Origin of the sequence: Sphingobacterium sp. 2149, from assembly GCF_031455655.1 — a bacterium.
Taxonomy (GTDB): domain Bacteria; phylum Bacteroidota; class Bacteroidia; order Sphingobacteriales; family Sphingobacteriaceae; genus Sphingobacterium.
In genome coordinates this window covers 1-26,316 of record NZ_JAVDTD010000018.1, presented here as the reverse complement: position 1 = coordinate 26,316, position 26,316 = coordinate 1, and the positions used below count along the sequence as shown (strand labels likewise).

Annotated in this window: 24 protein-coding genes; 14 read left to right on the top strand and 10 right to left on the bottom strand. The window is 38.7% G+C overall.

Annotation, left to right across the window (positions count from 1 at the left end; translation table 11 throughout):
• Positions 1–154: 154 nt before the first annotated feature.
• Both J2X77_RS21945 and J2X77_RS21940 read left to right on the top strand, forming a co-directional pair.
• On the top strand, positions 155–2,878 hold the full coding sequence (locus J2X77_RS21945) for an outer membrane beta-barrel protein (RefSeq protein ID WP_209578581.1): 2,724 nt from the start codon (positions 155–157) through the stop codon (positions 2,876–2,878).
• 18 nt (positions 2,879–2,896) lie between these two features.
• Positions 2,897–3,685 (top strand): GLPGLI family protein, encoded by a 789-nt coding sequence (locus tag J2X77_RS21940; protein ID WP_209578580.1) that lies wholly within the window; start codon positions 2,897–2,899, stop codon positions 3,683–3,685.
• Between the two features lie 159 nt (positions 3,686–3,844).
• On the opposite strand, the gene J2X77_RS21935 is transcribed toward J2X77_RS21940, so the two are convergent.
• A complete protein-coding gene (locus J2X77_RS21935) occupies positions 3,845–4,024 on the bottom strand; it encodes a hypothetical protein (protein ID WP_046674057.1) in 180 nt (59 codons plus the stop codon).
• A gap of 116 nt (positions 4,025–4,140) precedes the next feature.
• A complete protein-coding gene (locus J2X77_RS21930) occupies positions 4,141–6,279 on the bottom strand; it encodes a S46 family peptidase (RefSeq protein ID WP_209578579.1) in 2,139 nt (712 codons plus the stop codon).
• Positions 6,280–6,455: 176 nt separating this feature from the next.
• On the opposite strand from J2X77_RS21930, the gene J2X77_RS21925 reads away from it, so the two are divergent.
• The 4 genes from J2X77_RS21925 to J2X77_RS21910 all read left to right on the top strand — a co-directional run bounded on the left by J2X77_RS21925 (position 6,456) and on the right by J2X77_RS21910 (position 8,975).
• Positions 6,456–7,826 carry a DEAD/DEAH box helicase gene (locus J2X77_RS21925; RefSeq protein WP_209578578.1) on the top strand — a complete coding sequence of 457 codons (1,371 nt, stop codon included), beginning with the start codon at positions 6,456–6,458 and terminating at the stop codon, positions 7,824–7,826.
• Between the two features lie 65 nt (positions 7,827–7,891).
• On the top strand, positions 7,892–8,083 hold the full coding sequence (locus J2X77_RS21920; RefSeq protein WP_209578577.1) for a hypothetical protein: 192 nt from the start codon (positions 7,892–7,894) through the stop codon (positions 8,081–8,083).
• Positions 8,084–8,187: 104 nt separating this feature from the next.
• On the top strand, positions 8,188–8,538 hold the full coding sequence (gene gldC, locus J2X77_RS21915) for a gliding motility protein GldC (protein ID WP_209578576.1): 351 nt from the start codon (positions 8,188–8,190) through the stop codon (positions 8,536–8,538).
• A gap of 29 nt (positions 8,539–8,567) precedes the next feature.
• A complete protein-coding gene (locus J2X77_RS21910; RefSeq protein WP_209578575.1) occupies positions 8,568–8,975 on the top strand; it encodes an EVE domain-containing protein in 408 nt (135 codons plus the stop codon).
• A gap of 109 nt (positions 8,976–9,084) precedes the next feature.
• Here the strand turns inward: J2X77_RS21910 and J2X77_RS21905 are convergent, their stop codons facing one another.
• The 7 genes from J2X77_RS21905 to J2X77_RS21875 all read right to left on the bottom strand — a co-directional run bounded on the left by J2X77_RS21905 (position 9,085) and on the right by J2X77_RS21875 (position 16,826).
• Positions 9,085–9,612: an acyl-CoA thioesterase gene (locus J2X77_RS21905; RefSeq protein WP_209578574.1), complete on the bottom strand. Its 528-nt coding sequence runs from the start codon at positions 9,610–9,612 to the stop codon at positions 9,085–9,087.
• Between the two features lie 14 nt (positions 9,613–9,626).
• Positions 9,627–10,541 (bottom strand): NAD(P)-dependent oxidoreductase, encoded by a 915-nt coding sequence (locus J2X77_RS21900; RefSeq protein ID WP_209578573.1) that lies wholly within the window; start codon positions 10,539–10,541, stop codon positions 9,627–9,629.
• Positions 10,542–10,723: 182 nt separating this feature from the next.
• Positions 10,724–11,668, bottom strand: coding sequence for a M20/M25/M40 family metallo-hydrolase (locus J2X77_RS21895; RefSeq protein WP_209578572.1), 945 nt, complete (start codon positions 11,666–11,668; stop codon positions 10,724–10,726).
• A gap of 85 nt (positions 11,669–11,753) precedes the next feature.
• Positions 11,754–12,404, bottom strand: coding sequence for a lipoprotein signal peptidase (locus tag J2X77_RS21890; RefSeq protein WP_209578571.1), 651 nt, complete (start codon positions 12,402–12,404; stop codon positions 11,754–11,756).
• A gap of 55 nt (positions 12,405–12,459) precedes the next feature.
• Positions 12,460–12,846, bottom strand: a complete 387-nt coding sequence (locus tag J2X77_RS21885; RefSeq protein WP_046674049.1) for a TraR/DksA C4-type zinc finger protein — start codon at positions 12,844–12,846, stop codon at positions 12,460–12,462.
• A 3-nt stretch (positions 12,847–12,849) separates the two neighbouring features.
• Positions 12,850–16,263: an isoleucine--tRNA ligase gene (ileS, locus tag J2X77_RS21880; RefSeq protein WP_209578570.1), complete on the bottom strand. Its 3,414-nt coding sequence runs from the start codon at positions 16,261–16,263 to the stop codon at positions 12,850–12,852.
• A 212-nt stretch (positions 16,264–16,475) separates the two neighbouring features.
• Positions 16,476–16,826 (bottom strand): iron-sulfur cluster assembly accessory protein, encoded by a 351-nt coding sequence (locus J2X77_RS21875; RefSeq protein ID WP_046674047.1) that lies wholly within the window; start codon positions 16,824–16,826, stop codon positions 16,476–16,478.
• Between the two features lie 285 nt (positions 16,827–17,111).
• Between J2X77_RS21875 and glyA the strand changes: the two genes are divergently transcribed.
• From glyA to purE, 8 genes are all read left to right on the top strand, one after another.
• Positions 17,112–18,383, top strand: coding sequence for a serine hydroxymethyltransferase (glyA, locus tag J2X77_RS21870; protein WP_209578569.1), 1,272 nt, complete (start codon positions 17,112–17,114; stop codon positions 18,381–18,383).
• 520 nt (positions 18,384–18,903) lie between these two features.
• Positions 18,904–19,500 carry an RNA polymerase sigma factor gene (locus J2X77_RS21865; protein WP_209578568.1) on the top strand — a complete coding sequence of 199 codons (597 nt, stop codon included), beginning with the start codon at positions 18,904–18,906 and terminating at the stop codon, positions 19,498–19,500.
• Between the two features lie 392 nt (positions 19,501–19,892).
• On the top strand, positions 19,893–20,588 hold the full coding sequence (locus J2X77_RS21860) for a zinc metallopeptidase (RefSeq protein WP_209578567.1): 696 nt from the start codon (positions 19,893–19,895) through the stop codon (positions 20,586–20,588).
• Positions 20,589–20,719: 131 nt separating this feature from the next.
• On the top strand, positions 20,720–22,060 hold the full coding sequence (gene ffh / locus J2X77_RS21855; RefSeq protein ID WP_046674043.1) for a signal recognition particle protein: 1,341 nt from the start codon (positions 20,720–20,722) through the stop codon (positions 22,058–22,060).
• A 251-nt stretch (positions 22,061–22,311) separates the two neighbouring features.
• On the top strand, positions 22,312–22,905 hold the full coding sequence (locus J2X77_RS21850) for an NADH-quinone oxidoreductase subunit A (RefSeq protein ID WP_209578566.1): 594 nt from the start codon (positions 22,312–22,314) through the stop codon (positions 22,903–22,905).
• 2 nt (positions 22,906–22,907) lie between these two features.
• Complete coding sequence (locus tag J2X77_RS21845) at positions 22,908–23,411, top strand: NADH-quinone oxidoreductase subunit B family protein (RefSeq protein WP_209578565.1); 504 nt, start codon at positions 22,908–22,910, stop codon at positions 23,409–23,411.
• Between the two features lie 31 nt (positions 23,412–23,442).
• Positions 23,443–24,585 (top strand): 5-(carboxyamino)imidazole ribonucleotide synthase, encoded by a 1,143-nt coding sequence (locus J2X77_RS21840; RefSeq protein ID WP_209578564.1) that lies wholly within the window; start codon positions 23,443–23,445, stop codon positions 24,583–24,585.
• Between the two features lie 8 nt (positions 24,586–24,593).
• Entirely contained in the window at positions 24,594–25,103 is a 510-nt protein-coding gene (gene purE, locus J2X77_RS21835; protein ID WP_209578563.1) for a 5-(carboxyamino)imidazole ribonucleotide mutase, read from the top strand.
• 43 nt (positions 25,104–25,146) lie between these two features.
• Here purE and J2X77_RS21830 read toward each other — a convergent pair whose 3' ends face one another.
• Entirely contained in the window at positions 25,147–26,130 is a 984-nt protein-coding gene (locus tag J2X77_RS21830; protein ID WP_310082513.1) for a sugar phosphate isomerase/epimerase, read from the bottom strand.
• Positions 26,131–26,316 lie beyond the last annotated feature (186 nt).

Genomic DNA, 26,316 nt, shown 5'->3' with positions numbered 1-26,316 from the left:
GAGTTTTTGCGAAATGGACTTTCTTGTTTCCGTCGATTACTTGAGCTAGATGCGAGAATCCATCTTTCAAGAAATAAAATTAAATTTACTGTAACAAAACATTGGTTTTATCTACTAATGTTATATTTATAATAATTCACTATCCAACAATTTTATGAGAAGAGTTTTACAAATGCTCTTATTTTTTATTTTTGCTATTCCTGGTCTGGCCTTAGGTCAATCCAAGATTGCTGGAAAAATAAGTGATGTAAAGGACCAATTAAAGTTATCAGACGCAACAATCATGCTGTTGACTGCTAAAGACTCTATATTAACAGGCTTTACGAGATCTGACGAAAATGGTCTGTTTTCCTTAGCCAAGCCCGATACAGGATCTTATGTGCTGATTGTGAGTTATCCCAAGTATGGCGATTTTTATACGGAGATTCAACCTGGTGTGGATTACTCCAGATTGGCTATTGGTATGACAAATACAGCTACATTATTACAAGAGGTTATCGTTACTGGCCGTATTCCGATTACAATTAAAGGCGATACCACAGACTATGATGCCGGTAGCTTTAAAGTGGAAAAAAATGCCAAGGTCGAAGATTTGCTAAAAGCTTTGCCCGGAATCACCGTTGATGCGTCCGGAAAGATTACTGCACAAGGTAAAACAGTGAAGAGAGTATTGGTAGACGGAGAGGAGTTTTTTGGCGACGATCCGACCTTGGTGACGCGCAATATCCGATCGGATATGGTGGATAAAGTTCAGGTTTACGAGAAAAAATCAGAACAGGCCGAGCGAACTGGGGTGGATGATGGTCAGCGTGAGCAAACCATCAATGTTAAGTTGAAGGACGGTTCCAAAAACGGTATGTTTGGGAAAGCACTTGTTGGAGTGGGAACCGACGACTACTATATGGGGCAATTGATGCTGAACAAATTTAAGGGAGCACAGAAAATATCCTTATATGGGCTTTTTGGTAACAATGGTACAACGAGCATGAATTGGCAGGATGCACAAAAGTATGGTGGTGATTCGGGGGTATCTTATGGTGAAGACGGATCGATGAGCTGGTCCAGTTTTACAGATCCTTTTTCAGGAGAAGGGGTAGTTGGTGTACCTAAGGCTATAAATTCGGGCGTTAACTTCTCGGATAAATTTGATAAGGATAAACATACAGTTAACATGAATTACAAATATGGACGATTGAGCAGCGATGGAAATGATGAAACGATTATGAGCGGTTTGATCAATAACAAATCAGTGAAGAATGTCGATACTGAAAATGACCAGCATCGTGCCAATCTGAAATATGATCTGAAATTAGATTCATCAAATCTGCTGACCATACGAGGTGGAGCATCAAGAAAGAATCTTTGGTCAGATAACAAACGTGAAGCTTATCAGTTTGGCCAAGACGCAGATACAACCATTGCCGAGAATACAAGGGAATTGGTGAAAAATAACATCAACGAGTTCAACTTTAGCGCCTATTTTACCCATAAATTCAAGAAAAAAGGACGCTCTTTTACATTTGATGGTCAATGGAAAAGAAATGAGATGAAAGGTACTGGGCATCTCAACTCCGATCTGAGAAATTATGGCCTAAAAACAGATTCATTGACAGATCAAAGTAAGGTGCGCAATAATACAAGCGATGTGCTGAGTGCTTCAATTTCCTATACCGAACCCTTATCCAAAATTTGGAATCTTGTTGTCGGAACAGGAATTGAGCAGAGCAGCAGTAGTTCTTTAGTGGAATCTTTCAATAATGATGGACAGGGGAATTATAATCAATTGGACCGCCGGTTCAGTAATAACTATGATTTTGATCGCAACAGTAGTCAATACAAATTAGCCATAGTTCATACCACTGAAAAATTTAAGTTCACGGTTGCTAACAATTTCAATAATGACAAACTGAAACAGTTCAATAACTATACGATCCAAGGAATTACGAGAAGCTACTTTACGTATAATCCAAATGTAAGTGCAGGCTATTCTTTTACGAAAAGTAAGGGTTTATGGTTGAACTATACCGGTAAAAATCAATTGCCTTCCATGAGTCAAATTCAACCGATCTTAGATAACTCAGATCAGATTAACCGTTATTTAGGGAATGAAAACTTAAAACCATCATTTAGGAATTCATTGAATTTGAATTATAACTCTTTCCGTGTATTGAGTGGAAATTATCTCTATGTCGGAGGTAATATTTCTACAGAAAAGAATCCAATTACGCAGAATATTGATACGCTAAAAGGAATAAACACTTATACTTGGAATAATGTGGTGGGCAAAACAAATACTTCCCTGAATGTCTGGTCTGGAGTTTACTTCAAATTGAGCAAAAAACTAGGACTGTCAAATTCACCACAGTTTTATGTGAATATGAGTGACAACTATAATATGTTCAATCACCAATTGAATAAAGTAAATACGACGAATTTCAATTTTACGTATAATTTCAAGAGAGATACCAAAACTGGTCTAAATTTCGATCTGAACTTTAGTCCACAATATCGTTTGATGAAATCAAGTTTGGAACGCAATACCAACAGCAACGGTTTTGTATTTGCTTCCAATGGAAGTGTGGAGTATTTTTTCAACAAAACATTTAAGGTTTATACCAATTATACCTACTCCTATGAAGCAGCTACAAAAGCATTTGACGAGAAGTTTGAGCAGTTTCTGTTGCATCCGGGTGTGAGTAAGAAATTCTTGAAAGACGAATCATTGGTCTTGGATTTTATGATCAACGATATTCTTAATCAGAATAAAGGCTTTAGCCGCTCGGCATCGACTTCTGTCTTCACCCAACGCCGGTATGATACGATACGCAGATATTATATGCTTAAACTATCATGGGATTTTACAAAAATGTTTTTATAAAATATTAAGCAAGATACAATGTTAAAATATATCTTTTTTCTCCTTTTCTGTTGTTCTGCCCTAGGTTTAAAAGCACAGTACGTGCTATTTGGACGAGCTGGGACTATTTCCTACGACAAAACGATGTACATGAAGAATATCGTAACTAAAAAATTTATCAGTAAGGCCGATAATAACTCAAAGCAGTTTTTTGAGCGTATAGTACCTAGGTTGCCGGAAAGTGCGATATTGAAGAAATCTCTGAAATTCAATACTACAGAGACTTTATTTGAATCTATAAAAGATGATGGGCTGGACGCTGAGATTAAACAGTACATTATGATGCTTGCATTGGATTTTGATGCAACAACACTTTCCAATATGCTTAACCGATCGTTTTTGAGATATAACGATATAGTAGGTGAGAAAATCATCGTTCAGGACTCGATGAGGCGTATCAAGTGGAAAATCACAGATGAGTATCGCGAGATTGCAGGGTATAATTGTAGGAGGGCCAATGGTATTACACCAGACTCTATTTATGTCATTGGCTACTATTGCAATGAAATTCCCATCAGCGGCGGTCCCGAATCTATCAATGGTCTGCCTGGGATGATTTTAGGGTTAGTGGTGCCAAGTCAGCACGTTTCCTATTTTGCAACAAAAGTCATATTTAGTAACACCGTTGTGATGGATAAAAAGAAGTTAGAGAACACTAAAGTGAAACGTTTGTCAAGAAAGGCGATGACCGATCAGTTTACAAGTGTACTATCTGAGCACATGAATAAAGAAACTGTTCAATTTATTATGGAACTTGGCAATTTATAAACATTGCAAAATGCTGTTCCAATAATAATTACCTTTTTGTCAGCTAACTTGTAATACAAAGTAAAAACGATGGAGGGGAAAAGGTCTATGAGAGACTGCAGCCTTCTAAAAAAAGGCCTTTCATTTGAAAGGCCTTTTTTATGTTAACTCCGAAAAAGACTATTTTCCGTCGTTTTTCTTAGCAGTTACTTCGTTACGAATTTCTTGTGCTAAAGTTTTGATTTCTTGTAATCCTTTACGTACACGTGTACCAGCTGCAGAATTACCATTGTTGAAGAACTTGTCTGCATCAGCTTCGATAGAAGCTACTAACTCTTTTAATTTTACGTAGTTTTCCATTTTTTTATAATTATAATTTTAGTTTTTATGGTTTTTCCTAAACACTCCTTAAATATACAAAAACGAATCAAATAGAAAATAAATTTCGTTTTTTTTATTCGAAAAAGCTGAAAAAACTATTCAACAATCTTTAGTTCGTCAATAATGTTGGTCGCCCCTGCAAATTTATCGATGATAAATAATACATAACGAATATCCACTGAAATTGTACGTTGTAGCTTATGGTCAAAGATTACATCACCAGCCATTGCTTCAATATTACCATCAAAAGCTAGGCCAATTAATTCGCCATTACCATTTATTACTGGCGACCCGGAGTTTCCGCCTGTTATGTCGTTGTCACTTAGGAAGTTTACTGGTAAATATCCTTTTTTGTCCGCATAGCGACCATAGTCCTTATTATTATACAGGTCAATTAAACGTTGTGGTAAATCAAACTCCTCATCACCTTTTTTGTACTTTGCAATGGTACCTTTTAATGTCGTGTAAAAGTTCTTGTCAGCATCGTTACGCGGATCGTTTGGTAAGCCTTTTATCGAACCGTAAGTTAACCGCAAAGTACTGTTGGCATCCGGATAGAATTTACCTTTTGGATTCGAGGCCAATACCCCGGCAACATACTTACGATAAGCAGCTTCAAATTTGTCGTCCTGGATTTTCCAGTTAGGATCGGTTTGACGATATCTATTGAGTAAAGCTGAAGAAAGTTTATACAATGGGTCATTTGCCAAGATTTCAGCATTCGGAGTTTCCAAGTAATTGTTCAGGCGTTCAGCCGAAGCGAAGATGCTGTTCTTCACAGCTTCTTTGACAAAAGCTGTAAAGTCGCCATTGTTCTTAGCTGCCAATTCTGCAATATATGGTGCTATATTTCCAGCCTTTTTAGCATACAGGTTCAATTCGTCAATCAATACTTGCTCTTCAAGAGGCATGTACATCTTTTCATAACCAGCATCTATGGCAGATTTTAAACGTGGGAGAATTGCATTCCTTTGCGCTTCGTCTCCAGCAGTATATACTTCCAATCCGGATCCGATTGAATAGGGAAGAGCTGCAATCGCACTGGAACGCAACATGCCCATTAAATAGTTGTCATGTCTAGCTTTATCGTTCGTTGCTGCATAAAACTCATTGATTGTATTGATGACATCACCATATTCGGCTTTATTTGCAGTTTTATTTGCCCATTTGTCAAATTTAGCCTCGTCTTTTGCTTTTGCTTCCGCCGTTTTATGCAATGTCAAAGCGTCAATCATCCCTTGACGATTTTTCCAGTAATTCGCTACTTGAGAGTATTTAGACGCGTAGTTCAATTTGACCGCTTGATCTTGATCCATAAATTTTTTCATCGCATCCATACCAGTTTTAGACGCTTCTACCCAGGCGGGATAGGCGAATTTCACATTCTGATTGATCCCTCCTGAAGGCATCCAACGGTTTGTACGACCAGGGTAACCTAAAATCATCGCAAAATCTCCTTCTTGAACACCTTTTAAGCTTACAGGAAGGAAATGCTTAGGTTTCAAAGGAACATTGTCCTGTGCATACTCTGCTGGATTCCCATTCTTATCAGCGTAGACACGGAAAATTGAGAAGTCACCAGTATGACGTGGCCATTCCCAGTTATCGGTATCACCACCAAATTTTCCAATGCTATTTGGAGGGGTTCCTACCAACCGAACGTCATTGTAATCTTGGTATACAAAATAATAGTACTCGTTGCCTTGGTAGAATGATTTTACCTCAACCACGTACTTGCCGTTTTCGCTATTTTCCTTTTGGATTTTAGCCGTTTCAGCTGCGATGATCTTTTTACGTTCATCTTCAGACATTTTGTTGTTCACGAGACCTAAGATTCGCTTGGAAACATCATCCATACGAACAAAAAAGCGAACCGACAGAGATTTTGGCTTTAGTTCCTCAGATTTGGATTTGGCCCAAAAGCCATTTGTCAAATGATCATTTTCCGGCGTAGAAAGTTCGGCAATGGCACCATATCCACAATGGTGGTTGGTAAATACCAAGCCTTGGTCTGAAACGATTTCTGCTGTACATCCGCCGTTGAATTGTACAATTGCATCTTTTAGACTAGAGTTGTTAATGCTGTAGATTTCTTCGGCACTTAAACGAAGTCCTTTTTTCTGCATATCTGACTCATTCAGACGCTTCAAATACATTAAAAACCACATCCCTTCGTCGGCAAATGCAGTAAAGCCTGTTGTTATGAACAACAAACACATCCATAATTTTTTCATATCAACCTGATAAAAAGTTTGTTTATACAGTACAAAAATGCTTTAATTCTCTTAAAAACCAAAATATTAGACTTTATAATGTGCTTTTCACCAATTTTTATGTCAATTAAAAGTAAATGTGTGTGGTATTGATCGCCAAGGAAAGCCAAATGGACTCTTTTCCTTATCTTTGCAAGATGCAGCAATCATTTGAAAATTTTAAATTCAATAAACAGATCTTAAATGCGATAGCGGAGGCGGGGTATCAACACCCGACCGAAATCCAAGAAAAGGCAATTACACCCATATTGGCCGGACAGGATGTGATGGGAATCGCTCAAACGGGAACTGGAAAGACGGCGGCGTTTGTGCTGCCTATGCTGATGAAGCTAAAGTATGCTCAAGGAAATGATGCACGGGCGTTGATTTTAACACCGACAAGAGAGCTAGCCATGCAGATAGACGAAAATATCAAATTATTTTCTACTTATCTCGATTTGCGTTCAGTGGTTCTCTATGGCGGATTAGGACCAAAAACTCAGATAGAGACACTCGAAAAAGGAATAGATATAATCGTGGCAACACCAGGTAGATTTTTAGACCTGTATCTCGAGGGGCATATTGTTGTCAAATCGCTCAAGTTTTTGGTCTTAGACGAAGCAGATAAAATGATGGATATGGGCTTTATTAGTAAAATCCATCGCGTTTTGGAAATCGTACCCCGCAAACGTCAAAACTTATTGTTTTCGGCTACCATGAGTGAACTCGTACGGAAAATAGCAGGTGATTTCTTAGCATTCCCGACCGTAATTGAGGTGTCAGAACAAGCCACACCAGCAAAGACGGTTAGTCAGGCATTGTATGTTGTTCCCAACCAAAAGACAAAATTGAATTTACTTCAGCATCTTCTGAAAGATGATGAAGCCTTTAGCCGATTGATTGTTTTCTGTAAAACAAAGCAAGTTGCGGACAACGTCTTCCACTTTTTGGAGCGTAAATATGGTAAAGATGAGGTTCGTGTTATTCATGCCAATAAAGGTCAGAATACACGTATCAATTCGATCAATGCATTCAAGGAAGGAAATGTTCGTATTTTGGTCGCGACTGATGTCGCTGCGCGTGGACTTGATGTTTCGAATGTGAGCCATGTGATTAATTTTGAAGTCCCTATTGTTATTGAAGACTATGTGCACCGTATTGGACGAACTGGACGCGCGTTTAATGAAGGTGATGCAATTACGTTTTGTAATGAGGCTGAGAAGTATTACGTTCGTAAGATAGAAAAGTTAATCAAGCAAAGTATACCTGTATATCCAATCCCTGAAGATGTCTTTATAGAGAAAACACCTTTTCATGAAAAACAAGACATTGCGCGCGAGATTGACAATCAGAAGCGAAAAGACAATCCAGATTTTCAGGGTGCTTTTCACGAGAAAAAATATGTTATCAAACAGAAAGAGGTCCGAGATGCACAGCGCGCTTCCGGATTTAAACCAAAAGCAAAAAGTAAAAGTAAGTCTGCAGGCGGAAAATCGGGAGGAACTAATCGTAATTTTAAAAAACGCTAATTTATTACGTCGTGCGCTTTACTCCACTAAATATCGCTAGTGCAAGCCTTGTTGCCTGGTTTGTCATGGAAAATTCCGCTGATGAAAAGGCGCTGTTTACTTGGGGTGCATTTATCCTACTGTTGCTGATATTCACCCTAGTTGATATCGCATTTAGGGTCTTTGTAAAGCAAAATAAAAAGATGTGGTTATTACAATTAGCTTTTTTGGTAGTTGTTTGTGTGACCAGTTTAATTGTCAAAGTAACCTTTGCGTAAGAAATCAAATTAAAAATAATAGACAGGTTATGTCTTGAATTAATGGAGAATATCACCATATTACGAAACATAGCTCAATATAAATAGTTCAAATAATATTTAAGATGAAAAAAGCTGAAATAAAACTACAGGTAGAATTAGATGAAAACAACGTGCCTGAAAATATCATGTGGTCGTCTACAGATGGCAATAGTGCAGAGGAGTTACCTGCAAAAGCCATGTTTCTAGCCTTATGGGATTCACATTATAAGAATTCAATGCGTATCGACCTTTGGACTAAAGATATGCCCTATGATGAGATGAAGCGCTTTTTCTATGAGACTTTGCAAACATTGGGAGACTCTTTTATCCGTTCTTCAGGAGGCGATCCGATGGCGGAAAAAGTTATTGGTGACCTACGTGACTACTGTGCGCATTTTGCCGATAAAATGGAAGTTTTAATGCCGAAACAATAGGTTATAAAGTTTAATAATAATATTTGACCATGCAGTACTTCTTAGTAAAATCTGAACCATTTAAATATAGCTGGGAGCAATTTAATAAAGATGGACGCACCTTCTGGGATGGTGTCCGCAATTATCAAGCTAGGAATAATATCAAAGCGATGAAAGAAGGGGATTTGGTTCTATTCTACCATAGCAATGAAGGAAAGGAAGTTGTGGGTGTAGCCAAAGTAGTAAAGGAATTTTATCAAGATCCAACAACAGATGATGAGCGGTGGGTTGTAGTTGATCTGGAACCTGTAGAGACACTGAGTACCGCAGTTACACTAGAAACTATTAAGGCAGATGAGCAGTTGCAGGATATCGCTTTGGTGAGACAGGGACGTTTGTCTGTTATGCCACTTAAACCTGAAGAGTTTGATCGAATTTTGGCACTTGGCAACGCGTAGGCTATCGCGAATGAACAAGACCAACATATGCGATATAATTAAAAAAGGGAAAACGTTGCGTTTTCCCTTTTGCTTTTTTAAACAGTATGTGAACAAACAAAGTTAGGCATCAGTTCTTTTGGCTAAAAAGGTTGACCAATGCTTGTAATTTTTTTGCATTTTCCGGCTTTAATTTCCCTGCAAGAATGAGACGCAGTTCTCTTCGCTGTAATGCATCTTCATATGCTTTGCGTTCTGAATCTGTTTCTGGAATTAATAGCGGTACCGCTTTAGGATTATTATCCGAATCAACAGCAACAAAGGTATAATAGGCTTCGTTTGTTTTTACACGGGTGCCTTCCGGTAAATTAGACGCGAAAATTTCCATGCGTACTTCCAAAGAACTATTAAACGCACGTGTTACTTGAGCTTGTATCGTGACGACCTCACCCAGTTTAATGGAGCGCTTAAAAGATACATTGTCAACAGATACTGTTACGACGACATTGCTACAGTGTTTTTGAGCAGCAATAGCCGAACAGATATCCATCCAATACAATAAACGGCCACCCATCAAATTTCCAAATGTATTGGTATCGTTGGGTAATACCAATTCGTTCATCTCTGTGTATGACTCTCGCGCAAATTTCTCTATCATATCATTATTTGTCATTATCGTCCAAACGTTTTGAATTGATTATCTATGCTAGCCAAAGCATCCGTAAATGACGTCGGCACATAACCCAATTCAGCGTTAGATCTAGTCAGATCAAAGCCTGTCTGCCGTGGCCTGTTTTCTGCCTGTCCAATGCTGGCAGCGCTGATCTCCGAAATCAATCCTTTATCTAGCTGCCAGTAGTCCGCAATTTGGTAGACAGCCTCATGGATTGACATCAACTCAGCACCTGAAATGTGAAATATTCCCTGCGCCTCTCGGTCAATTGCGAGTTGACAAGCATAAGCCAAATCATCCACAAAGGTAGGCATTCTCCATTGGTCATTGACTACTTTTATGGGCTCATTTTGTGACAACTTACCTTTAGCCCATAATACGAGATTCGAACGGTTGGGGTCAGCATTGATTCCGTAGACTAATATCGTCCGTAGGATAGCATATTTACAGCCAGACTGCGCAAGCACTTGTTCGGAAGCATATTTACTCTTGCCATATTGACTTTGCGGATTGGGAAGATCTGTTTCAATGTAAGGTGCATTTTTTTTTCCATCAAAAACAAAGTCTGTAGATAAGTGGATCAATTGTGTTTGTTGCTTAGCACAATAGGCGCCGAGATAGCCAACAAGATCGACATTAAGCAATTGACAAGTCGCTTGATCTGCTTCACAAGCTTCTACACTCGTCATGGCTGCAGTATGGACGATTGTATCAAAAGTTTGCGCAGACAAAAAATCTGTTAACTGTGTACGGTCCAATAAGTCTACTTGAAAGAAAGCGTAATTCGCTTGATTCGGGTTTCGGTTTGGACCTTTTGAAAGAGCAACAACATCATATTTGTCATTGCTAGCAAGTAAATCAACGATTTTTTGACCCAGGAATCCATTGGATCCTGTCACTAGAATTTTTTTCATCAACAATAATTAAATGATATCCAAGCACCTGTTCATAGAGACTCATTTACGCTGTCTCAAGTGCGCTGTTTAGTTTATTCGTGTATATCTACAAAGCGGCTTATTTATTCGTGATGTAGCATTTGTGCATGCAAAAAGTTAAAGTGTCACATTTCGCTAAACGTCAGTCCGCTTTTTATTGTTTAATTGGTCCATACAAAATCCATTTTATTGGATTGTTTCATAATATTTTCAACTACTGTTTTTTCAAGATCTAATATGGATTTTAAAGCGTTGTAATCAATTTTATCGGCATCATCAGTCGGCATATGGTAGTCTGGGTGTCCGCCCGTATGGAAAAACAATACCGGTATATTCTTTTTGTAGAATGAAGTCTGGTCAGAGCCGCCATTCCCATCCCGGCTTAGATTAAACTTTATAGGTGCCTGAATATCTTTGAATATCGCTGGCCATTGACTACTTGTTCCGTAACCGATTACAGCGAGGCCATTGCTGGGATTATAGCGACCAATCATATCCATATTGAGCATTGCTGTGATTTTTTCCAAGGGTAGGGTAGGATGTTCCGTAAAATATTTAGAACCAACTAAGCCCAGTTCTTCTGCGCCGAAAGCAATCAACAGTAAGTTGTAGGCTTCTTTTTTATTGTTGCTGCTGAAATAACGTGCGAGCTCTAATAAGCCAGCAGTGCCAGAAGCATTGTCGTCGGCTCCGTTATGTATTTTGCCTACCCCTAAGGAATCTTTTGAACTTCCTTGGCGGCCTGTTCCAAGATGATCGTAATGTGCTCCTATAACCACAGTTAAAGCTGCGCCATTATCAATAAAACCAATGATATTATCTGCCTGACGAATGCTGTCATCAACTTTTACTTTCCATACTTTCGCCTTGAAGGATTGGCGATACCCTTTTTCACCTTTGGGCTGAAGTTTGTATTTTTTAAATTCCTTTTCAATGTAATCTGCGGCTTTAAATACTTCCTTACTGCCTGTTCCCCTGCCTTTCATTTTGTCGTCGGCGAGGAAGTAGATATGTTTTTTTAAGTTGGAAACTTCAATCTGTTGTGCCTGCGCCGTTTTGATTCCGATTAAGCAGCAGAGTATCAGAAGTAGGCTGATGTTTTTCATGTTAATAGCAATGTTTAAGTAGTTTCGCGTATTATATATACAAAAATAAAAGCCTTGAGATTAACAAGGCTTTAGGGATATTTCATTAATCTTCAACGATTTCACTATGGATGCTCGATTTCTCTTCTTTTTCTGTTTTAAAATACCGTTTTTGAAATAAAAGAATCAAAATCACCCCTACAGAAATCGCAGAGTCTGCAATGTTGAATACAGGTCGGAAGAACAAGAATTCTTCACCTCCCCAAAACGGCACCCAGGAAGGGAAGTTACCCTGAATCAAAGGAAAGTAAAGCATATCAACTACTTTTCCATGAAGAAAGGATGAGTATCCACCTCCTGCCGGAAATAGACTCGCTTTATCATACCAGGTGCTTTCACTAAAGATCACACCATAAAAAGCAGAATCTATGATATTTCCAAGCGCACCAGCAAGAATTAAGGCCACATTTAAGATAAAGCCTCGATTATATTTATTCTTGATCATGTAATGTAGGCCGTATCCAATCCCTGCTACGGCAAGAATGCGAAATACCGTCAAAAACAATTTGCCATAATCGCCGCCAAATTCCATGCCGTAAGCCATTCCATTATTTTCAATAAAATGAATCTGGAAAAATTTGCCCAAGATATGGTGGCTTTGCCCAATTGTCATGGTTAGCTTAACCCAGATCTTCGACAATTGATCTATTAAAAGAATCGCGACAATAAGTGCGATCGGTCTTGTATAACCCTTCATTGTGTTATAAAAATGGTCCTTGCCCAAGCAAAGACCATATATTTAATGCCTAAAATTAATATTGTTTGTTTTTCGCTTCGATGCTCAGAGTCGTATGTGGAACAGCTTTCAAACGTTCTTTTTGAATCAGTTTTCCGGTTTCTCTACAAATACCATACGTTTTGTTCTCGATGCGCACCAACGCTGCTTCAAGGTTGTCGATAAATTTCTTTTGACGAGCAGCCAGCTGATTAGTTTGCTCTTTTTCTAAAGTAGCTGAACCGTCTTCCAATGTCTTGTACGTTCCAGCAGTATCGTCGGTACCATTAGCATTACTGTTATTAAGCGTTGCGGTCAACGAGGAAAGCTCTTCTTTTGCTATTCTAAGCTTGTCCAAGATAATATCTTTGAATTCTTGTAATTCTGAATCGCTATAGCGTGTTTTCTCGTTGTTGTTTGCCATAATTTAATTTTTTTGGATTAATGCCTTAAGTTCTTTGCCATCGATCTCGATGGTCTCTCCTTCAGTTAGTGAATCTTCAAATACCAATGAATCGGCTAGAATTTCGGTGCAAATATACGATAAATTTTCGTTGGCAGCATTGACCACTTCTGAAGCAGCTGTTAACTTTACGTTAATTCTATCCGTTACTTCTAATCCTTTATCCTTCCTTAGATTTTGTAGGCGGTTGATCAATTCTCTTGACAAACCTTCTTTTTTCAATTCTTCGGTGATATGTACATCTAATGCTACGGTCAATTTACCTAGATTCGCTACTTGCCATCCTTCAACGTCTTCTGCTATAATTTCTACATCGCTCAGTAAAATCGTATATGGCGTGCCTGCTAGGGCCAATTCGCCTATTGATTCCAACGTGCTGATTTGATCTATAGTCAACGATTGGATAGACGAAGAAACTAACTTCATATCCTTACCAACTTTCGCGCCAAGAGCTTTGAAATTTGGTTTTATTTTTTTCTTAATAATACCAGTGGTATCTGTAATGAACTCGATATCTTTGATATTGGTCTCAGAAAGTATCAGATCTTTTACTTTCTCTACCTTTTCTTGGAAAGCACTATCAAGTACTGGAACCAAAATTTTGTTTAATGGTTGACGTACATTGATGGAGGTCTTCTTACGCAGCGAAAGTGTCAAAGAGGAGATGTCTTGTGCTAAAGACATACGTTCTTCCAATTCTTTATCGACCAAAATCTCGTTGTATACTGGGAAATTGGCTAAGTGCACAGACTCAACCTGCTCCTTGTTCGTGGCTGCATTCAAATCCAAGAATAACCGATCCGAGAAAAATGGCGATATTGGCGACATCAATTTCGCTATCGTATTAAGACAGGTATAAAGTGTTTGATAAGCAGAAATTTTATCTTCTGAGTAATCGCCCTTCCAGAAGCGACGACGGCAAAGTCGAACATACCAGTTGCTGAGATGTTCATCAACAAAGTTTTGGATAGCTCGTGCGGCTTTTGTAGGCTCGTAATCAGCCAAGTATTCGTCTACTTGTTTTGTCAAGGAATTTAATAAGGAGATAATCCAACGGTCAATTTCAGGACGTTTTTCCAAAGCAATATCTGGTTCTGAATACGAGAACTTATCGATATTGGCATACAATGCAAAAAAGGCGTAGGTATTGTATAAAGTACCAAAGAATTTACGACGGACTTCATCTAAGCCTTCCATATTGAATTTAAGATTGTCCCAAGGCGCGGCATTACTGATCATATACCAGCGAGTCGCGTCTGCACTGTATTGATCGATTGTCGAGAATGGATCAACACCATTGCCTATACGTTTGGACATTTTATTTCCATTTTTATCTAACACCAAGCCATTGGAAACCACATTTTTGAAGGAAACCGATTTGTACATCATCGTTGAAATCGCATGCAAGGTAAAGAACCAGCCCCGTGTTTGATCAACCCCTTCAGCGATAAAGTCTGCCGGATATGCATGATCAAATCCAGCTTTAAAAGGAAACTCTTCCCCTTTAGCTAATTTTTCGTGATCCAATCCCCATTGTGCATAAGGCATTGCTCCCGAATCAAACCAGACGTCGATTAAGTCAGGTTCACGGAACAACTTTTGGCCAGCGTCGGAAACAAGAACGATGTCATCCACATATGGACGATGTAAATCCAATTGTTCTGTGCCAAACTTATCCAAGTAAGCTTTGTTTTTTGCTTTTTCTTCATCAGACAAAATAGCTGAGGTCAAAGAAACTTCCAATAAGGATTTTAATTCAGGTAAGGAGCCTATACAAACTTCTTCATTTTCGTCTTCTGAACGCCAGATAGGAAGTGGAGTTCCCCAGTAACGCGAACGTGAGAGGTTCCAGTCTACCAAGTTTTCTAACCAGTTTCCGAAGCGGCCGGTACCGGTTGCTTCAGGTTTCCAGTTGATGGTTTTATTTAATGCAACCAAATCTTCCTTCACTGCTGTCGTGCGGATAAACCAGCTATCTAATGGATAGTATAGGACAGGTTTGTCTGTACGCCAACAATGTGGATAGGTATGCTCATATTTTTTGACATCGAAAGCTTTGTTGTCCTCTTTTAATTTGATAGAGATCAATACGTCTGTAGGTTTGAAGTCTTCTTTTGAACGTTCCTCTAGACTATAATATTCCTCTTTAACAAATCTTCCGGCAAAATCTGTGATTTCACTTACAAAACGGCCCGTACGGTCAACGGTAGGAACTTCTTTTCCATTTTCATCTTTTACCAAGATGCCCGGTACACCATGTTCTTTCGCTACACGAAAGTCGTCCGCACCATATGTAGGAGCGGCGTGGACAATACCAGTACCATCTTCGGTGGTAACAAAATCACCTGGGATAACGCGGAAGGCATTTTCTTGTAAGTCCTCGTTGGTGATATAAGGTAACAATTGTTCATAGCGCAGGCCTACAAGCTCTTCACCTACAAATTCAGCGGCAAGTTCCCAAGGAATTACTTTGTCGCCCAATTTATAGTCCTGGAAGGATGCATTTTCTCCTTCTGCTTTAAAATGCTTACCGATTAAATCTTTCGCCAATATAACAGATACAGGAGCGCCGGTATATTTATTGAAAGTTTTAACCTTAACATAGTTTATTTTCTTGCCTACAACCAAAGCCGTGTTGGATGGTAAAGTCCATGGTGTGGTCGTCCAGGCGATAAAAGCGACATCTTCGGCTTCATCATCAACTAACTTTTCTATCGCTGGATGAAGCTGACTTTTGATCAGTCTAAATTCGGCAACGATGGTCGTATCCTTCACATCTTTATAGGTGCCTGGTTGGTTAAGTTCATGTGAACTCAATCCAGTACCTGCGGCAGGGGAATATGGCTGTATCGTGTAACCTTTATACAAAAGACCTTTTTTGTAAAGCTCTTTCAGTAAATACCATAAGGTTTCGATATACTCATTTTTGTAAGTAATATAAGGATGTTCAAGGTCAACCCAATAGCCCATTTTGGTGGTTAGGTCATTCCATACATCGGTATATTTCATTACTTCCTTACGGCAGGCATCATTATATTGTTTTACGGTGATTTTTTTACCGATATCCTCTTTAGTGATACCAAGAGCTTTTTCGACCGCAAGTTCAATGGGCAGGCCATGGGTGTCCCAGCCGCCTTTTCGTTTCACTTGGTAGCCTTTCAAAGTCTTGTAACGGCAGAAAATATCCTTAATCGTACGGGCCATCACGTGGTGAATCCCTGGCATTCCATTTGCAGAAGGTGGACCTTCAAAAAATGTATAGGTCTTGCTCTCAGGACGATTATTGATACTTTTTTCGAATATTTTTTCCTGTTTCCAACGGGTCAAAATCTCTTTACCTATCTCGGGTAAATTTAACTGCTTATATTCTTTGTACATCAGACTGTTGTATGCTTCTTTTCTAAAGGTCGCTAATTTAGTGATTTATGATGGAAAATGAAAGAGGGCTTTGTAGTGGTAATATCATTAAGTTGCAGGGAACTTTATAGCATCTAACTTCTGTCAAATGGCAAACAGGATGTCGACAGCTGCAACAATAAAGGGACTACCCATGGCAGTCCCTTTATTATTTCATTCGTCAATAAATGCTGCTATGCAGAGAAGCTGCTTCCGCATCCGCAAGTGCTAGTTGCATTCGGATTATTGAATGTGAAGCCCCGTGCATCGAGCCCTGATTTAAAGTCAATTTCCATACCTGCAAGATATAAGCCATGTGCTTTGTTCATAAAGATGCGAATTCCTTGGATTTCGTATTCGTTATCACCATCCTTTTTTTGATCAAAGCCCAAGATATAACTCATTCCCGAACAACCGCCACCTTCGACACCTACGCGTAAACCAAAATCATCAGAGATTTCTTGTTGATCCTTTAATTTATTCAGTTCCTTGATTGCCCCTTCTGTCAACGAAACAGGAGCAACTGCTGTATGTTCTGTACTCATTATAATAATTTTTTTAGCCAATCCAATACAAAAATACACTTTTTTAGTGGCAAATCGCTTGATATGGATTTTTTGACATTTTCGAAACATTCAGTTTTTCGTGTGCATATTTAGCCCATCGTACGGTATAATGTTCCTTGACTAATTAGGTAATTTGCATAAATAAGTTGATTTTGCTAAGAACATTTAATAAAATATGGCTTTTTGTCGATATTCTTTATGGAATATGCTATCTTTGAGGCATTAAAATAAACTACAAAATTTACTTTACAACATTTAAAAATAATGGAAAGAGATCAAGCCATTTTTAATTTAATAGCTGATGAGCTTAAACGCCAAGAAGAAGGTATTGAATTAATTGCTTCAGAAAACTTTGTTTCAAAACAAGTGATGGAAGCTGCTGGTTCAGTGTTGACAAATAAATATGCAGAAGGCCTCCCAGGAAAACGTTACTATGGAGGTTGTGAAGTTGTGGATGAGATTGAAACCATCGCAATTGATCGCGCAAAGCAATTGTTTGGTGCAGAATGGGTAAATGTTCAGCCTCACTCTGGTGCACAGGCAAATGCCGCTGTTTTTTTGGCAACCATCAAACCCGGCGACAAAATCTTAGGCCTTGATTTATCTCATGGTGGTCACTTGACACATGGTTCACCAGCTAACCTATCTGGTAAGATCTATCAACCATTATTTTATGGTGTAAAAGAAGATACTGGTCTAATCGACTATGAGCAATTGGAAGAAACAGCACTTCGCGAAAAACCTAAAATGATCATTTGTGGTGCTTCTGCGTATTCTCGTGATTGGGACTATGCACGTATCCGTAAAGTTGCAGACGAAATTGGAGCTATCGTGATGGCTGATATTTCTCACCCTGCTGGTTTAATCGCGCGTGGTTTATTGAACGATCCACTTCCACACTGTCATATCGTTACGACAACGACACACAAAACGCTTCGTGGTCCACGTGGCGGTATGATTATGGTCGGTAAAGATTTTGAGAATCCTTGGGGTATCAAAACACCTAAAGGTGAAATCCGTACAATTACGCAACTATTGGATCTGGCTGTATTCCCAGGTACACAAGGTGGTCCTTTGGAGCATACCATTGCTGCGAAAGCAATCGCATACGGTGAGGCTTTATCTGATGATTATATGGAATATATCGTTCAGGTGAAGAAAAATGCAGCGGCATTGGCACAATTCTTTGTAGAAAGAGATTACAAGATCATCTCTGGCGGTACAGACAATCACTTGATGTTGGTGGATCTTCGCAACAAAGATATTTCTGGTAAAGAAGCAGAGGCTGTATTGGGCAAAGCAGGTATCACGACAAACAAAAACATGGTTCCTTTCGATACACGTTCTCCTTTTGTGACTTCAGGCGTACGTTTTGGTACAGCTGCCATTACAACACGTGGTATTAAAGAAAATGAAATAATACAAATCGGCGAATTGATCGATGAGGCATTGAAAAATGCATCTAACGATGCCCAACTGGATTTGATCCATGGTAAAGTAAGAGCAATGATGGCTGAGTTCCCATTGTATAAATAAGACATTCCCCTAGGAATAAAAAAAGCGGAATTACCGATAAGGTGGTTCCGCTTTTTTATTCCTTTTTCTAAAGCTATTCTCAATGTCATGTTTACGATATAAGTACCTGTCAACTTAACCTATCATAGGAATTTTATACTTATCTGAATCGTACTTTAAACAGTTCTTATAGGGATCATCCGAATGAGGTCCCTATTAGCTCCCTACAAAGTACCGATTATATAATGCCTTGATACCTTGTTGTTCCTCTCATGTACTACTGCTATTTTTAGTTTGCTCTGTGGTGAAGGAATTGCCGTAAGAGCGTCGTTTCGGAAATGTGGAGAGGAAACTTATTTTTAAATGTTAAAAAGTCTTAAAATAAAATGTAATAATTTGATTACTCATTTATTTTGCTGTAATTTGATTCGTGATTAATTAATTGTTTTACAATAAGAAAGGATAGGTTATACGACAAACATTTACATTTTAACACAGAACTGATAATTTATTTGCGAACTGCTAAAAAAGTAAGTGACGTATGAGACTTTTAAAAAGTAAAAGCGATCAAGAGTTGATCCAAATGTATGTCGGTGGCCAAGAGTCTGGCCTAGAGACATTGTTGAATCGATATAAATCGAAAATTTATACCTCTATATATATGAAAGTGAAAGATGAATATCTTGCTGAAGATATCTTTCAAGAAACTTTCATTAAAATCATCAACACACTAAAATCAGGTAAATATAATGAGGAAGGGAAGTTTTTACCTTGGGCTATCCGTATAGCACATAATATGATTGTTGACTTTTTTAGAAAGGCAAAGCGTGCTCCGAATATTGTAAATGCCGATGGGTTTGATATTTTTGAGGTTCTCGAATTTAGCGAAGAGAGTGCTGAGTCAAAGATGCTAAAAAAACAGGTCGATGTGGACCTCAAAAAAATGATTCAAAAGCTTCCCGATGATCAAAAAGAAGTGCTCATTATGCGGCACTTTTGTGATATGAGCTTTAAAGATATCGCAGAAATCACCGAAGTAAGTATCAATACAGCTTTAGGAAGAATGCGTTACGCACTGAGTAATTTACGTAAGATGATCGAAGGTACCGATCTTACATTACAAATGGGGTATTTGTAATAAATAAGGGCGTTAACCGCCCTTATTTATTATCCCCCTTTTCTATCCTCTGCTCAATTATACGGCTATAGTTCCAGCCCGCAAAAGTAGTTTTTTAAAAAGCATTCATTGTATATTTTACCCGCCAATTGATTTAGTCTATTTCCGAAAGGCATACTTTAAGAACGGCTTCTTGTGTATTGTTAGAACGCGAGGAGGTTAGTTGAAACCTAATATGATGGTAACTTATTTAAGGTCATGAGGTAAATATGTCATGTGGAGATCAGAAGAATATGTTCTTTTTGTCAGGTCAAAGAGTTTTTTTATCTTAGAAGTTTATGTAAATGCCTTTTTTCAAGAACTGGAATAAGGTTTGATAGTCATATAATAACTATAAAAACGATTAAATAGCTATGTACTTGATTTTATTCATTGGGATAATGGTGGTGAGCCTGATTGTCCAAACAAGATTCAAAAACAAATTTAAGAAATACGCTGAGATGCCATTGAATAATGGGATGTCCGGAGCTGAGATTGCGCAAAAAATGTTAAACGATAACGGTATATATGATGTAAAGGTATTATCTATCCCAGACCGTTTGGGAGATCACTATAATCCGTCAGATAAAACCGTGAATTTAAGTCCCGAAGTTTACAGTGGTCGTAGTGTTGCAGCTGCAGCAGTAGCGGCGCACGAATGTGGTCACGCTGTACAGCATGCTAAAGCTTATAAATGGCTGGGATTTCGTTCGGCAATGGTGCCCATGGTAAATGCTGCTTCCAAGCTGACATCTTGGGTGTTGATGCTTGGTGTTATGTTGTTTGCTTTTTCTAAAGGTGGTAATCCATGGCTTTTAGCGGTCGGTGTAGGTGCATTGGCTATTACGACTATATTTTCTTTTATCACCTTACCTGTAGAGTTTGATGCTTCAAACCGTGCATTGGAATGGTTAAACCATGCCGGCGTGACTTATAACGGAGAAGAGCATGAGGGGGCAAAAGATGCTTTGAAATGGGCAGCGATGACATATGTGGTAGCGGCATTAAGTGCGCTGGTGACACTTTTGTATTATGCCTCAATTTTATTTGGTGGCCGTAGAAGTGATTAAATAGAGGTAGTGTACTTTTTTTACATAAATGCGATTATTTTTTATAGTCGCATTTTTTATGGCGTGTTAATGAGGTTACTATAGACAATTTTTTTAACTTTGCTGTTTATATAGAATAAGATTCAGATTTTATGTTTTCAAATCTTCAAGATAAGTTAGATAGGGCCTTTAAAGTATTAAAAGGACAAGGTAGTATTACCGAGATCAACGTTGCAGAAACGATGAAAGAAATTCGTAAAGCGTTGTTGGACGCCGATGTGAATTATAAAACTGCCAAAACTTTTACCGACGATGTTAAACAAAAAGCTTTAGGCGAAAATGTACTGACAAGTATATCGCCGGGCCAATTGTTGACAAAGATCATGAACGATGAGTTGACTGCTTTGATGGGCGGGTCTGTTACGGAGCTTGAAACTGGGAAAAATCCAACAGTTATTTTAATTGCGGGATTGAATGGTGCTGGTAAAACAACGTTTTCAGGTAAGTTGGCGTTGTATCTTAAAGATAAAAAAAATAAAAAACCACTGTTGGTTGCCGGTGATGTTTACCGTCCCGCTGCGATCGATCAATTGGAAGTACTTGCAGAGCAAGTGGGGGTACCAGTTTATGTGAATCGTGAATCTAACGATCCTATTGCTATTGCAAAGGCCGGTGTGGAGGAAGCTAAACGTAATGGAAACAATGTTGTAATTATTGATACAGCTGGTCGTTTGGCAATAGATGAGCCTTTAATGGTAGAAATTACTGCAGTTAAGGAAGCTACAAAGCCTGATGAGATCTTATTTGTTGTGGATTCAATGACTGGTCAGGACGCAGTTAATACAGCAAAAACATTTAATGACCGTTTAGACTTTACAGGAGTAGTCCTGACTAAGTTAGATGGAGATACACGTGGTGGTGCCGCATTATCTATCAAATCTGTCGTAAATAAGCCTATTAAGTTTATTGGTACGGGTGAAAAGATGGATGCGCTTGATGTATTCCACCCGGATCGTATGGCTTCCCGTATTTTGGGAATGGGTGATGTCGTGTCCTTAGTAGAGCGGGCGCAACAGCAATTTGACGAGAAACAGGCTGCAGAACTTCAAAAGAAAATCCGTAAGAATAAATTCGATTTCAACGATTTTAAATCCCAAATTCAACAGATTAAGAAAATGGGTAATATGAAAGACCTTATGGGAATGATCCCTGGTGTTGGTAAAGCAATGAAGGATATTGAAGTCGATGATAATGCATTCAAACCCATTGAAGCAATTATCGATTCTATGACTCCCTTCGAACGTGAAAATCCAGATGTCATTGATCAAAAACGTCGTTTACGTATTGCAAAAGGATCAGGTACTGATATTAATGAAGTGAATAAATTATTGAAACAATTTGGTGATATGCGTAAAGTCATGAAGCAGATGTCTAATCCAGCGATGGCCGCTAAATTGATGCGTAATATGCCCAAAATGCCGGGAAAAATGTAATTTTTTAGAGAATAGTTACATCATAAGGGGGCATCGTATCAATACGGTGCCCTATTTTTTTATGCCTTAATTTTTGGATGATTACGCTGTTCATTCATCCGATTGTGTGATTACATTGTGAGTCGCATTAGGCGGATGTTGTGGGATACTTCTGTTGATTTTGTAGGATACAAACGGTTTTTAAAGAAATAATTTGTAATTTTAAGTTCCTCACCCGAGTGAACGAAATATTTGTTAAATTTGTAATCATTATGGATGACCCCGCGCAATTATCGGAATACGGCAAAATCCTTATCATTCTTCTGATAGGGGCGCTGTTAGTCTGTGCGACCATTTTCCTGGCACGTCTAATCTCTCCCAAAAAGAATAATCCGATAAAATCCGGTACTTATGAATGTGGCGAGGAACCAATTGGTTCCTCTTGGGTTCAGTTTAATCCGCGCTTTTATGTTATTGCCCTCGTTTTTTTACTTTTTGATGTGGAGCTTATCTTTATTTTTCCATGGGCTACTGTATTTGGACAATCGGAATATATTGCAGCAGATGAAAGATGGGGGTGGTTTACTATGATCGAAATGGCCATGTTTATTGGTGTTTTAATCCTAGGATTGGTGTTTGTATGGAAGAAGGGGGATTTGGAATGGGTTAAACCGCAAGTATCGTTACCGAAAGTCCCTGTATATATTCCAGATAGCGCCTATGCGAGCTTAAATAGTAAAACATATCAGCTGCGTGATTATGTAGTGGTAGCAGATGAAACAGTAGTTGGAGAAGTAGTAACGGCAAACGAAGTCGTCTCTGTTCCTAAACCAGCTTTTAAACCGCGATTTAAAAAACCTGAATAAGCATGAGTCTAGATAGTCAATTGCAAAATGATGGTGTTATTGTTGCCAAATTAGATGATTTACTCAACTGGGCAAGGCTGTCGTCCATGTGGCCGATGAGTTTCGGTATTGCCTGTTGTGCCATAGAAATGATGGGAGCAATGGCATCTACCTACGATTTGGATCGGATGGGTGTCTTTCCAAGACCTTCTCCTCGGCAATCCGACGTGATCATTATCGCCGGAACAGTCACCTTCAAGATGGCTGATCGCATTAAGAAATTGTATGAGCAAATGCCTGACCCCAAATATGTTATTTCGATGGGATCATGTTCAAATTGTGGAGGCCCGTATTGGCAACATGGGTATCATGTCGTCAAAGGAGTGGATAAAATCATTCCTGTAGATGTGTATGTTCAAGGGTGCCCACCTCGGCCCGAGGCGCTGATCGGAGCTTTTATTGAATTGCAAAAGAAAATAGACAAAGAAAGCTTACTTGGAGAACAGTTGTTCAAAGAGAAAGCTTAAAAAGATAAAATTTATAAGATTTAAATCAATTATGGCAAAAGATTTTTATGGCGAACTGCAATTAGGTATTCTTGGCGGTGGACAACTGGGAAGAATGTTAATCCAGGAAGCCATTAATTACAATGTAAACGTTCATGTATTGGATCCCGATAAGAATGCTCCTTGTCGCAAGTTGTGCAATAGATTTGAATGTGGATCATTGGGCGATTTTGAAACGGTCTATAATTTCGGTAAGGATTTGGACATGATTACGATCGAGATTGAGAAGGTAAACGTTGATGCGTTGGAAAAGCTGGAAGGTGAAGGAGTGATCGTTTATCCGCAATCACGTATCATTCGTCTAATTCAGGATAAAGGTTTACAAAAACAATTTTTTAAACAAAATGATATACCGACATCTACATTTCAATTGATATCCAATAAGGATAATATGATGAATGCTCCACTGAACCTGCCTTATATCCAAAAATTACGTCGGGACGGATATGATGGCAAGGGGGTAAAGAAGATTGTCACACAGCAGGATATTCAAGATGCTTTTGAGGAGCCAAGTTTAATTGAAGAATGGGTAGATTTTGAAAAGGAAATTGCTGTTATTGTTGCCCGGAATGATAAAGGAGAAGTTTCTACCTTTCCAATGGTGGAAATGGAATTCAATCCACAAGCAAATTTGGTTGAATTTTTGATCGCTCCTTCTTTGTATGGTGTGGAAATACAACAGCGAGCAGAGATGATTGCAAAGAAGATCGCAGACGATCTACAAATTGTTGGAATATTGGCCGTAGAGATGTTTCTAACAAAAAACGGCGATATTTTAGTTAATGAGTTGGCTCCGCGTCCACACAATAGTGGCCATCAGACCATTGAGGGTAATTATGTGTCGCAATTTGCACAACATTTAAGAGCTATATTTAATCTACCACTGGGGGATACGCGCTGCAGGACGAATACAGTTATGATTAATCTATTGGGTGAAGCGGGCTATGAAGGGTTGGCTAAATATGAAGGTGTTGAAGAGGTACTTGCTATGGAAGGTGTGTATATCCATCTCTACGGCAAGAAATATACGAAGCCTTTCCGTAAAATGGGGCATGTCTGTATTATCAATGACGATCGGGAGAAAGCCATCTCCAATGCGAGAAAAGTACAAGAAATATTAAAAGTTAAAGCTTAAAAAATACTATGTCAGTCAATAATAAGGCCCAAGTTGGCATCATCATGGGGAGTAAATCGGATCTTCCGGTCATGCAGGATGCTATCGATGTTCTGAAAGTCCTCGGTGTAGAGTTTGAAGTAACGATTGTGTCAGCGCACCGTACACCTCAGCGGATGTTTGATTACGCTAAAAATGCTGCAATTCGTGGTTTGAAAGTTATTATTGCTGGTGCAGGCGGAGCTGCACACTTACCAGGAATGGTGGCTTCTATTACACATTTACCGGTCATAGGGGTACCTGTCAAATCTTCGAATTCAATTGACGGATGGGACTCTGTGCTTTCTATCCTTCAGATGCCCAATGGCATTCCTGTAGCGACAGTGGCTTTGAATGCAGCTAAGAATGCGGGTATATTGGCCGCTCAGATTCTAGGTACAAGTAATGAAGTAATTGGCAATAATATTATTGATTATAAAGAAGAGTTAGCGAGAAAAGTAATTGAGACAGCTGTGCAAGTAGAGGATACAGAATTCTAAGTTGAAATCTTACTAAATAAAGAAGGGAGCATTGCTCCCTTCTTTATTTAGTAAGATTTGCTTGAACATAGTCATAGCTCTTTTTAAGGCTCTCCATCTTATTTGGCATATCAATATTATCCTGTTCAACAAAGGCATATTTAAGTCCCGATTTGTTTCTTTCTTTGACAATTTCAGGGAAATTGATGCTGCCTGTTCCCACCTCAGTATACTTAATATCCTTGAAAATTTGCTCGATAGGCAAATTCCCATCTTTAGGCCACTCAATAGGATTGGATTTTGTTTTGTCCATATCTTTGACATGCCACAGTTTAAAACGATTTGGAAACTTTTCGAAGAGCGCTATCGGGTTTTTACCAGCTTTCTCTGCCCAGAAAAGGTCTAACTCAAAATCAACCAGGTCTGGCTCGGTAAATGCAAGCATTACCTCTTCTCCGGTTGTATTATTTCCAAGATCCCTGAATTCCCAGAAGTGGTTGTGATAAGCTATTTTTAAACCTAATTTTTTAGCCTGCTCACCAGCTTTATTCAATTGCTCCGCAGCATACAGATAATCGTCTTTTTTCAATGCGTTAAGATCGAACATCGGGGTTACAGGAGCAATTACATATTCTTGACCAAGTTCTTTTGCTGCATCAAAATAAACAGCTATGTCCTCTTTGTCTGTATGTACTTTACTCAGGTATTTGGCCATGTCGTAATGACCTGAATGTGTTTTGAGACCATTGTCATCCAATATTTTCTTCAACTCTTTGTAGGGCAATTTCCAAAACTGCTTAGCCGTAGGGTCGATCCCATAGAGCTCAACGTGTTTGTACCCAATTTTGGCAATTTGTTCTAAAGATCCTTTTGGGTCTTTATCCATCAAATCACGAATGGAATAAAGCTGTACGCCTATATTCTGTAATGGATTGTCGCTGATTGCCCCGGCTTTATTTTGACAGGATATAAAGTTGGGCACCAGATAAGCTGCCGAAATACCTATTCCAGCTTGCTTTAAAAATTGACGGCGAGAATTGTTCATCATATAATTGATTACTTGTTAGTGTACAATGTACAATTATTTGTTTAAAAATCAATGGTGCAACAAGGAATATTTTGAAAGATGCGTTGAGTTTAAAATACTAAATATTTGGAAAGCAATAGTTTATAAGTGTATGAGTATGGTCTTTGGAGAGTTAAGGTGGATCACTAGTGTCGGATGACCTTACAA